This is a genomic window from Edaphobacter sp., assembly GCF_035532915.1.
GTDB lineage: Bacteria > Acidobacteriota > Terriglobia > Terriglobales > Acidobacteriaceae > Edaphobacter.
In genome coordinates this window covers 1-10,503 of the sequence record NZ_DATKQC010000095.1, presented here as the reverse complement: position 1 = coordinate 10,503, position 10,503 = coordinate 1, and the positions used below count along the sequence as shown (strand labels likewise).

The window sequence follows — 10,503 nt, the reverse complement described above, 5'->3', positions numbered from 1 at the left end:
GCCGTTTCTTTTGCCGGAGACGCCGCCGAAGAACCTACTGCCCAGGGAGCCATCGCGCTCGCCATTGCCACCTTTGGTCATCTCGACATCGTCATCAACAACGCAGGAGCGGGAAACTATAAAAATCTCGTCGACACCTCAGTCGAAGAGTACGACGCCCTGATGAACGCCAACATGAAGTCCGGCTTTCTCTTCTCCCGCTACGCCGTGCCGCATATGGTGGAGCAGAAGAGAGGAACGATCCTCTTCATCTCTTCGGTCGCCGGTCTGCAGGGCGCTGCGGGCGAAGCCGTCTACTCCGCCAGCAAATTCGCGCAGATGGGTTTCGCGCAATCGCTGGACGCCGAGCTTCGAAAGCATGGCATCAAGGTCGGCACCATCTGTCCCGGAGGCGTCAAGACGGAGTTCGCCGTGGGCCACGGCCGCACCGAAGACTATGTTCGCAACTCGCACATGATGGAACCGCAGGAAGTGGCCGAAGCCATCGTCTTCGCCTGCCTGCAGCCTCCCAATGTGCGCATCCCGCAGATGACCGTCCGCCACATGGGCTGATTCCCACGGGACAGCCCCTTTTTGCATCGTTAGTGGACGGATCTTCTCGAACGATATCTACACGCTGTTGGACAGCACCTTCCAGCAAAGGGCAGGGTAGATACCCTGGCGGAGCTGCGTGCGAACGTGTGGCTGCTTGCTATTCCGTATAAGCCAGTTGATGCTGCCGTTGAAGGCGGCGAGCTTGTATAGGAACCTCGGCAAGTGGCGCAATGGCCTCCAAATCGCAGAACAGGTCCTTGGGATCGGCATCCTTGTGGTGCTGGTCGCGGCACGGACTTACTTTGTTCCTGCGCCAGTGCTGACTCCTCATAACCTGGGATCTCTCATCGCTTTCAATGCACTGCTCAACCTCGGCTTCAAGATTGCGCTGGTGGTCAGAGTCTTCAAGCTGCTATGGGATATATCGAAGATGTTCGCTGAGCCTGTCGTTCCGCGTACTGCAATGGTGTAACTGCTGGTCAAAAGACAACAGGCCTCCTGCGAGCGTTTACCAAAGCTCTCAGGAGGCTTGCGATCTAAAGCTGCGAACCGAACTAAATATCCAGGTTCTTTACATCCAGCGCATTTTCTTCGATGAACTTGCGACGGCTCTCGACGTCCTCGCCCATCAGCGTGGTAAAGATCTCCTCGCAGGCGGCAAGGTCTTCGAGCTTGACCTGAAGCAGCGTGCGCCGTTCCGGGTCCATCGTCGTGTCCCAAAGCTGCGGAGCGGTCATCTCGCCCAGCCCCTTATAACGCTGCACCTGATATTCCTTGCGCCCCTGCTCGATGACGTACTCGAACACTTCGCGAGCAGTCTTCTTCTCCACCGGATCGTGCGAAGCCTTACTCGCCCGCTTGCCCGGCTTGGCCTCAAGCGCAGTGCCGGGCGCGGCAGCGGTTTCGGCTACACCTTCTTCCCAGGCTGCTTCCTCAGCCTCTTCGGCGGCCGCTTCCGTCTTGGTCTTGGTCGAGTACTCGATGAAGAACGGCCCCTTCAGCTCTTCGCGAATCTGCGCGTGCTTGCCCAGCATCTGGCGGCTCTCTGCAGTCGAAGCCAGCGTCCAGTCGATCGGCCGCACCGCGCCCTGGGCATCGGTAAAGTTCACCGAATACATCCGATGCTCTTCATCGAACACCACGTCGCCCACATGCTTGAACTGGTAGGTCTTGGCCATGGCTTCGAGCCGCTGCTGCATCGCCTTCAGCTTCTCCGGCGATTCAAAGTCCACACGCCGCGCCGAATCCTTGCCTTCCTGCGCGAAGATCTCGGCAAACGCCTGCGTCACTTCTTCGTTGCGCAACCGTTTCTGCACCTTGTCGAAGAAGCCGAGATAGTCGTTCAGCTGCGTCATGAACTTGGTCAGCGCAGCGCCTTCGAGCTTCGCCCCGCCGTCGCCATAACGAATCACCATGCCGTCGGAGGCGCGCTTGACCATGACGCTCACATATTCGCGGTCGTCCTTGATGTACTGCTCGAACTTGCCCTTCTTGATGCGATAGAGCGGCGGCTGCGCGATATAAACGTGCCCACGCTTGATCAGCTCCGTCATATGCCGGAAGAAGAAGGTCAGCAGTAGAGTACGAATGTGCGATCCGTCCACGTCGGCATCGGTCATCAGGATCAGCTTGCCGTAGCGCAGTTTCGTCGCATCGAAGTCATCCTTGCCGATACCGCAGCCAAGCGCCGTAATCATGGCGCGAATTTCTTCATGCCCCAGCATCTTGTCGTACCGCGCCTTTTCGACGTTGAGGATCTTACCCTTCAGCGGAAGAATGGCCTGGAATTTACGGTCGCGGCCCTGCTTGGCCGTGCCGCCGGCGCTCTCTCCCTCAACGAGGTAAAGCTCGCAGCGATCAGGCTGGCGCTCGGAGCAGTCAGCCAGCTTGCCCGGCAATCCACCGCCATCGAGCGCACCCTTGCGCCGAGTCAGGTCGCGAGCCTTACGCGCAGCCTCGCGGGCACGAGCAGCGTCAATCGCCTTGTTGATGATCTTTTTCGCGACGGAAGGATTCTGTTCCAGAAATCCGCCCAGACGCTCATTCACAAACGCCTGCACCGTTCCCGCGATGTCGGAGTTCAGCTTGCCCTTGGTCTGCCCTTCAAACTGGGGCTGCGAAAGCTTCACGCTGATGACGACCACAAGGCCCTCGCGAACGTCATCGCCGCTCAGGTTCTCCTTCACGTCTTTGAACAGCCCAAGTGACTGCCCAGCCGCATTGATCGTCCTCGTCAGCGCCGTCTTGAAGCCCGAGAGATGCGTTCCGCCGTCGACGGTGTTGATGTTGTTGGCAAAGGTGAACACCGTCTCGGAGTAGGCGTCGTTATATTGCAGCCCAATCTCCATGGCCACGTTATCGCGCTCGGCCTCCATGTAGATCGGCTTCTCGTGCAGCACCGCCTTGCCTTTATTCAGGAGCTTGATGAACTCGGCAATTCCGCCGACGTACTTGAACTCCTGGTGCTTGCTCTCGCCTGTCTTCGAGTCGGTCGTACGCTCATCCGTCAGGTGAATCTCGAGCCCCTTGTTCAGGAAGGCAAGCTCGCGCAGCCGCTGGGCCAGCGTGTCATAGCTGAACTCGGTGACGGTAAAGATGCTCTTGTCCGGCAGAAAGTGGACCTTCGTCCCCTTGCGCTTGCTTGGCCCCATCTTGCGCAGCGTGCTGATCGGCGCGCCCTTGGAGTAGTCCTGCTCCCACGCATGGCCATCGCGCCAGATCTCGACGTCGAACTCTTCGGAGAGCGCATTGACGCAGCTCACACCGACGCCGTGCAGGCCGCCTGAAACTTTGTAGTTGGAGGCATCAAACTTGCCACCTGCATGCAGCATGGTCAGAACCACCTGCACCGCAGGCATCTTCTCTCCGTTGATGACCTTGTCATCCACCGGAATGCCGCGTCCGTCATCAACTACCGTGATCGAATTATCGACATGGATGGTGACGTCGATCCGCGTGGCATGGCCGCCCAGCGCCTCATCGACCGAGTTATCGACCACTTCGTAGACCAGGTGATGCAGCCCCTGCTCGCCGGTCGAGCCGATATACATCGCCGGACGCAGGCGCACAGCCGCCAGACCTTCCAGAACCGTAATGTTTTCAGCAGAATACCCACCACCCTCTTTCTTGGGTGCTGAGGCAGCCGCGTCGGATTGAAGGGTGGAGAGTTCGGTGTCGGTGGGGATAGCCGTCGTTGCCATGTAACTCCATGCAGCCGTAGCTGAAGATGCTCGGGAAACCGCTCGGAACGATGCCGCTCATAAATTCGCAAAAGCCGCGTCAATCCAGCACTTTGCTCACGTTCGGACGTGGTTTTCGATATCTCAAGTATACCACGCCCGGAGCCTGCTCCAGACGCCCCGGAAGCCCTCGCAGCGCATCCAGACCGAAGCCTCTTTCGAAAGGACAAAGCTGCGATATCCGATTTTCAACTCCGATTACCGCGCAGACTGCATATTTTTCTCCCCGGATTATGTCTAATCTGCATATGCCGAAGCTGGCTTACTCTATCTAAGTGACGCTGCCCCTGCGAGCGTAAGAGGCTTCCCTGAATGTGGATCGTAAAATTAGCCCTTAATCGACCCTACACCTTCATTGTGCTGGCGATCTTGATCCTCATTGCAGCGCCGGTCGTCATCCTGCGCACACCGACGGACATCTTCCCTAATATCAATATCCCCGTCGTCTCCTGCGCATGGGCCTACACCGGCCTCAATCCAGAGGAGCTCGAAGGCCGCGTCACCACGCCCTTTGAAAAGGCCGTCACCGCGCTGGTCGACAACGTCCAACACATCGAATCCACCACGGTGAACGGCTGGGTCGTCGTCAAGATCTACCTGCAGCCCGGAGCCAGCCTCGACACGGCCAATGCCCAGGTCAGCTCCGTCTCCGAATTCATGCTCAAGTCGCTTCCTCCCGGCATCCTGCCGCCGGAGATCATCGACTTCAGCGCATCGAGCGTTCCCATCCTCCAACTCGGGCTATCCGGCAAAGGCATGTCCGAGCAGCAGTTAAACGATGTCGGTCTCAACTTTGTCCGCCCCCAGCTCATCACGACCCCGGGCGCCATCGTCCCCAATGTCTACGGCGGCAAGCAGCGCTCCATCGTGATTGAGCTGAATCCCAAGATGCTGCAGGCAAAAGGCTTATCCCCCACCGATGTGCTTACGGCTATGTCGCAGCAAAACGTCGTGCAGCCAGGCGGCACGGCCAAGATCGGCATGGACGAGTATGACGTCGTCCTAAACTCCTCGCCGCTGACGATCGAAGGCATCAGCAACCTCCCGGTGCGCCAGATCAACGGCGCTACCGTCTACATTCGAGACGTCGCCAATGTCACCGACGGCAGCATTCCCCAGACCAATATCGTCCGGCAGGACGGCCACCGCGGCGTTCTTCTCAGCGTCCTGAAGTCAGGCAACGCCTCGACTCTCAGCGTCGTCGGCGGAATTGAAGCCATGCTGCCGCAGATTAAAACCACCCTGCCGCCTGAACTCAACATCAGGCTGCTGGGCGACCAGTCCATCTTCGTCCGCGCCTCCATCCAGGGCGTCATTCGCGAAGCCATCATCGCAGCCGTACTCACCGGGCTCATGATCCTGCTCTTTCTCGGAAGCTGGCGCAGCACCGTCATCATCGGCATCTCCATTCCGCTGTCCATTCTCACCTCCATCATCGTGCTCAGCCTGCTCGGCGAAACGATTAACATCATGACGCTGGGTGGCCTCGCCCTCGCGGTCGGCATCCTCGTCGACGACGCCACCGTCACCATCGAAAATATCGAGCGCTACCTCGAAGAGGGTCAGGGCCTCCACGAAGCCATCCTCAACGGCGCTGCCCAGATCTCCGTTCCGGCCCTCGTCTCCACCCTCTGCATCTGCATCGTCTTTCTGCCGATGTTCTTCCTTAGCGGAGTGTCCCGCTTCCTGTTCGTTCCGCTCGCCGAAGCCGTCGTCTTCGCTATGCTCGCCTCGTACGTCCTTTCGCGAACGCTGGTGCCGACCATGGCGATGTACCTGCTCAAGGCGCACGACAGCCACGCCGAGCCTTCGCGCAACATCTTCGCCCGATTTCAGCGCGGCTTCGAACGCGGATTCGAGCGCATCCGTCTCACCTATCAGGGCGTTCTCGAGCGCCTGATCCAGGTGCGGCTGATCTTCGTCCCGATCTTTTTCGTCCTTTGCCTCTGCGCGTTTGTCCTGCTTCCGTTCCTGGGGCAGAACTTCTTCCCCAACACCGACAATGGCTCGTTCATCCTGCACGTTCGCGCCAAGAGCGGCACCCGCATCGAAGAGACCGCCCGCCTCTGCGATCTGGTCGAGCAGTCCATCCGCCGCACCGTGCCTGCCTCCGAGCTGGACAACATCCTCGACAACATCGGCCTCCCCTACAGTCCGTTGAACTTCCAGCACGCCACCTCCGGCCTCATCGGGGCCGGCGACGCCGACATCCTCGTCTCTCTCAAAGAGGACCACCACCCCACAGAAAAGTACGTCGATTCCCTCCGCGATAAGCTCTCCCGAGAGTTTCCCGGCACCATCTTCTACTTCCTGCCGTCCGACATCGTCACCCAGATCCTCAACTTCGGCCTGCCGTCGCCAATCGATGTGCAGTTGGAGGGAGCAAACATCGTCGGCAATCGCAAGGTCGCCGATGATCTCCTGCGCCAGTTCCGGGAGGTTCCCGGACTGGTTGACCTGCGCATCCAGCAGCCCGACGACTATCCCGTTCTCAACGTCACCGTAGACCGCACCAAGGCCTCGCAGGGCGGCTATACCGAGCGCGACGTGGGCGGCAGCATCGTCAACATCCTCAGCGGCAGCTCGCAGCTTAGCCCCATGTTCTTTCTCAACACGAGGAACGGCGTCAACTACAGCATCGTCGCTCAAGCTCCGCAGTACGACATCCAGTCGCTCAGCGATCTGCGCAATATCCCCATCACCTCGCCGACGATGAAGACCCCCGAGATTCTCGCCGATGTCGCCAGCATTCATCGCGGCACGGAGATGGCGGTCGTCAACCACTACAATCTCCGCCGCGTGCTCGACATCTACGGCAATGTGCAGAACCGCGACCTCGGTTCCGTCGCTCGCCAGATCGACAAGATCGTCGACTCCAGTAGAAAGACATTGCCGCGCGGCAGCTTCATCCGCGTCCGCGGCCAGATCGAGACCATGCGAACCTCGTACATCGGTCTGCTCTCCGGTCTTGGCTTCGCCATCGTTCTGGTCTACCTTCTGATCGTCGTCAACTTCCAGTCCTGGCTCGATCCCTTCATCATCATCACCGCGCTGCCCGCGGCGCTGGCCGGAATCGTTCTCTTCCTCTTCGTCACCCACACCACCCTCAGCGTTCCCGCGCTGATGGGAGCCATCATGTGCATGGGCGTGGCCACGGCGAACAGCATCCTGGTCGTCTCCTTCGCGAAAGAGCGCCTGGAGCAGCACGGCGACGCCATCGCTGCCGCACTCGAATCCGGGGCAACCCGCTTCCGCCCAGTCATCATGACGGCGCTCGCCATGATCATCGGCATGATTCCCATGGCCCTCGGCCTCGGCGACGGCGGCGAGCAGAACGCGCCTCTGGGCCGCGCCGTCATCGGCGGCCTCTCCTGCGCCACCGTCGCCACGCTGGTCTTCGTTCCCGCAGTCTTCGCTCTCCTTCATGGCCGTCGTAAGCAAAACGCAAAGCCAATCCCCGGACAAGATTTTCAGGAGCTAGTATGAGCAGCGCAAGCAACACCGAAATGAATACAGCTACGCACAATCCGTCGCACACGCCGCCGCCGTCTGAAAAACGTGGCTTCTCCACCGGCGTCTGGATTGCCCTCGCCGTGGTCGCCATCGTCCTTGTGATCGTCATCGTCTTCGGCATCGCCTCGCGCAGCGCCGCGGAACACGCACTCGAAAAACACACCCAGGCCGCGGCCATCCTGACGGTCAACGTCGTCCATCCCTCGACGGCTCCGCTCACGCCGGAGATATCGCTCCCCGGCAACACCCAGGCCTATATCGACACGCCGATCTACGCACGCACCAGCGGCTATCTCCAGCACTGGTACTTCGACATCGGCGCACACGTTCGCAAAGGCCAGTTGATGGCCACCATCGAGACCCCCGAGCTGGATCAGCAGCTACAGGTCGCCGAAGCCGACCTCAAGAGCGCACAGGCCAACCTCGACCTCGCCAACACCACCGCCGCCCGCTATATCAATCTGCTCAAGACCAACTCCGTCTCCCGGCAGGAGACTGACCAGGCCACCGGCGACGCCGCCGCCAAAAAAGCAGCCGTCGACGCGGCCATGGCCAATGTGCGCCGCCTCCAGCAGTTACAGTCGTTTGAGAAGGTCTACGCGCCCTTTGACGGCATCGTCACCGTCCGCAACACCGATGTCGGCGCTCTCATCGACGCGGGCTCCGGCTCCACACCCCGGGAGCTCTTCCACGTCGCAGCCATCGGCAGGATCCGCGTCTACGTCCCCGTCCCCGAAGCGTATGCGAGCGACATCAAAAATGGCAGCACCGCCACCCTCACGCTCGACCAGTACCCCGGTCAGGTCTTCACGGGAACCATCGCCCGCAACTCCAACATGATCGACTCCGCCTCGCGCACTCTGAACGTCGAGGTTGACGTCGACAACCCCAAGGGCCTGCTGCTCCCGGGCGCCTACGTCTTCGTTCACTTCAAAGTGCCCGAGCGCATCGCCAACCTCACCGTCCCCTCCAACACGCTGCTCTTCCGCAGCGAGGGGCTGCGCGTCGGCGTGGTTCGCGATGGCAAGGTCGCGCTTGTTCCCATCACCATCACCCACGACGGTGGCCAGGTCGTCGAGGTCGCGGCCTCTGACCTCAAGCCCAGCGACGAAGTGATCCTCGATCCCTCCGACTCGATCATTGAGGGCCAGCAGGTCCACGTCAGCGAGCACCCACAGGCGGGTGAGTAATGAACCGTTCCGCCATTGCCTCCTCCAGCCTCGCCGCCCTGCTGCTCTCCGGCTGCATGGTCGGGCCCAAGTATGTCAAGCCAAACGTCCCGCTCGCACCCAACTACAAAGAATCGACTGCCGCGACCAGTAACTTCAAGGAAGACGCCAACTGGCATCCCGCGCAGCCTGCCGACGCCGCTCTGCGCGGAGACTGGTGGACGATCTTTCACGATCCCGAGCTCAACCAGCTTGAGCCAAAGGTCGCCGCCGAGAATCAGAACCTCAAGGCCGCCGAAGCTCGCTTCCGTGAGGCCCGCGCGCTCATCCAGTTCAACCGGTCCAATCTCTCGCCAACTATCGGCACATCGCCCGCAGCAATCGGCGAGCGCGAATCCGCAAATCGTCCCTACTTTACTTCGACCAGCAGCAACACCGCCGACACGCAGTTGCCACTCGACCTTAACTACGAGATCGACGTCTGGGGACGTATCCGCCACGGCGTGAACGCAGCCCGCGAAGAGGCCCAGGCCAGCGCCGCCGATATGCAGACAGCGCTCCTGAGCCTGCAGGCTGAACTTGCTATGGACTACTTCGAAGCCCGCAGCGCCGACGCCGAAGAGAAGTTGCTCCAGGACACCGTCAAGGATTACGAAGACGCCTATCGCATCACCAACAACCGCTTCGAGGGCGGTGTGGCCCCGCAGTCCGACGTCGATCAGGCCCGCACCCAGCTCGAAGCGGCCCGCGTCGAAGTCAGCGACGTTACCCTGGTCCGCGCCCAGTACGAGCACGCCATCGCTGTCCTGCTTGGCCAGCCTCCCGCGACCTTTTCGCTTCCCGCGACCCCGCTCGACGCCCGCCCGCCTGCCATTCCCATAGGTCTTCCCTCCGAGCTTCTGGAGCGCCGTCCCGACATCGCCGCCGCCGAACGCCGCGTGGCCGAAGCCAACGACCGCATCGGCATCGCGCGCGCAGCCTACTTCCCAGCCATTTCGCTGAACGGCGCTATAGGCTATGAGTCCGCCGCGCTGTCGACCCTGCTCAGCCGCTCCAGCTTCCTCTGGGCAGTCGGGCCAACGCTGTCGGAGACCTTCTTCGACGCGGGCCGCCGCCGCTCTGCTTCAGAGCAGGCTCAGGCCGCCTACGACGAGACCGTCGCCAACTATCGCCAGACCTCGCTCACCGCCTTCCAGCAGGTCGAAGACAACCTCACCGCGCTTCGCGTCCTCAACCAGGAGGCGCTGCATCAGCGCCAGGCCACGAAATCCGCGCAGGGCGCCCAGCAGATCTTCAACAACCGCTACGTCGGCGGCATCGACACCTATCTTCAGGTCGTCACTGCACAGACAACAGCGCTCATCAACGAGCGCAACGATATCGACATCATGCGCCGCCAGATGGACGCCAGCGTCCTGCTCATTAAGGCCCTCGGCGGAGGCTGGAACACGACAAATCTGCCGAAGCTCTAAGCGCAAATTTTTGTAACCGGTAAAAGCACCTTTCTCCGGTTACAGGTGAGGGCATGTAACCGGAGAAACGAATATTTACCGGTTACACGCCCCTTCCTGTCCCTGAAAAATTTTTATCTTGGGGAGGGGGGGTACTTTCTGGTCAGACCAATTTTCTGCTAGCATTGCTGGCCTATGGACTCCTTCAACTCTGCTCGTCGCGATCTCCTCAAGTTCGGCGGAATAGGTCTGGCCGCTGCTGCTGCCACCCTGCCCGCCTCCGCCTACGCCGCCACCAAATCGTCTGTCCACGCAGCCTCAGGCGTCTTTGACGTACGCGCCTACGGAGCGACCGGCGATGGCAAAACAGTCGACACGCCTGCCATCAATCGCACCATCGAGGCCGCTGCGGCAGCAGGCGGAGGCACGGTTCTCTTCCCGGCCGGAACCTATCTCTGCTTCTCCATCCGCCTGAAGAGCTACGTCGATCTCTTTCTGTCGCAGGGATCGACCATCCTCGCCGCCGCCTCACCGCTGCCCGGTGAGGCGACCGGCTACAACGGAGGCACCTACGACGCAGCCGAGCCAAAGACTTCG

7 protein-coding genes are annotated in these 10,503 nt (G+C 60.7%); 6 read left to right on the top strand and 1 reads right to left on the bottom strand.

Annotated features, from left to right (window positions below; all coding sequences use genetic code 11):
- Positions 1-552: SDR family oxidoreductase (locus VMU57_RS04955; RefSeq protein ID WP_325381413.1), on the top strand; the 552-nt coding region annotated here is incomplete at its 5' end.
- A 160-nt stretch (positions 553-712) separates the two neighbouring features.
- Positions 713-1,006: a hypothetical protein gene (locus tag VMU57_RS04950; protein ID WP_325381411.1), complete on the top strand. Its 294-nt coding sequence runs from the start codon at positions 713-715 to the stop codon at positions 1,004-1,006.
- An 82-nt stretch (positions 1,007-1,088) separates the two neighbouring features.
- Here the strand turns inward: VMU57_RS04950 and gyrB are convergent, their stop codons facing one another.
- A complete protein-coding gene (gyrB, locus tag VMU57_RS04945) occupies positions 1,089-3,734 on the bottom strand; it encodes a DNA topoisomerase (ATP-hydrolyzing) subunit B (RefSeq protein WP_325381409.1) in 2,646 nt (881 codons plus the stop codon).
- A 351-nt stretch (positions 3,735-4,085) separates the two neighbouring features.
- On the opposite strand from gyrB, the gene VMU57_RS04940 reads away from it, so the two are divergent.
- From VMU57_RS04940 to VMU57_RS04925, 4 genes are all read left to right on the top strand, one after another.
- Entirely contained in the window at positions 4,086-7,259 is a 3,174-nt protein-coding gene (locus VMU57_RS04940) for an efflux RND transporter permease subunit (RefSeq protein ID WP_325381407.1), read from the top strand.
- The gene (locus VMU57_RS04935) at positions 7,256-8,476 is read left to right on the top strand and encodes an efflux RND transporter periplasmic adaptor subunit (protein ID WP_325381405.1); all 1,221 of its coding nucleotides are present in this window, start codon (positions 7,256-7,258) and stop codon (positions 8,474-8,476) included. Before VMU57_RS04940 ends, VMU57_RS04935 begins: the two co-directional genes overlap by 4 nt.
- Positions 8,476-9,927 carry an efflux transporter outer membrane subunit gene (locus VMU57_RS04930; protein ID WP_325381403.1) on the top strand — a complete coding sequence of 484 codons (1,452 nt, stop codon included), beginning with the start codon at positions 8,476-8,478 and terminating at the stop codon, positions 9,925-9,927. The genes VMU57_RS04935 and VMU57_RS04930 overlap by 1 nt, the downstream gene beginning before the upstream one ends.
- A 174-nt stretch (positions 9,928-10,101) precedes the next feature.
- Positions 10,102-10,503: glycosyl hydrolase family 28-related protein (locus VMU57_RS04925; RefSeq protein WP_325381401.1), on the top strand; the 402-nt coding region annotated here is incomplete at its 3' end.

Coding starts and splice junctions, on each gene's coding strand:
- VMU57_RS04950 (WP_325381411.1), top strand. CDS start 713: ATGCTGCCGTTGAAGGCGGCGAGCTTGTATAGGAACCTCGGCAAGTGG.
- VMU57_RS04935 (WP_325381405.1), top strand. CDS start 7,256: ATGAGCAGCGCAAGCAACACCGAAATGAATACAGCTACGCACAATCCG.
- VMU57_RS04940 (WP_325381407.1), top strand. CDS start 4,086: ATGTGGATCGTAAAATTAGCCCTTAATCGACCCTACACCTTCATTGTG.
- gyrB (WP_325381409.1), bottom strand. CDS start 3,734: ATGGCAACGACGGCTATCCCCACCGACACCGAACTCTCCACCCTTCAA.
- VMU57_RS04930 (WP_325381403.1), top strand. CDS start 8,476: ATGAACCGTTCCGCCATTGCCTCCTCCAGCCTCGCCGCCCTGCTGCTC.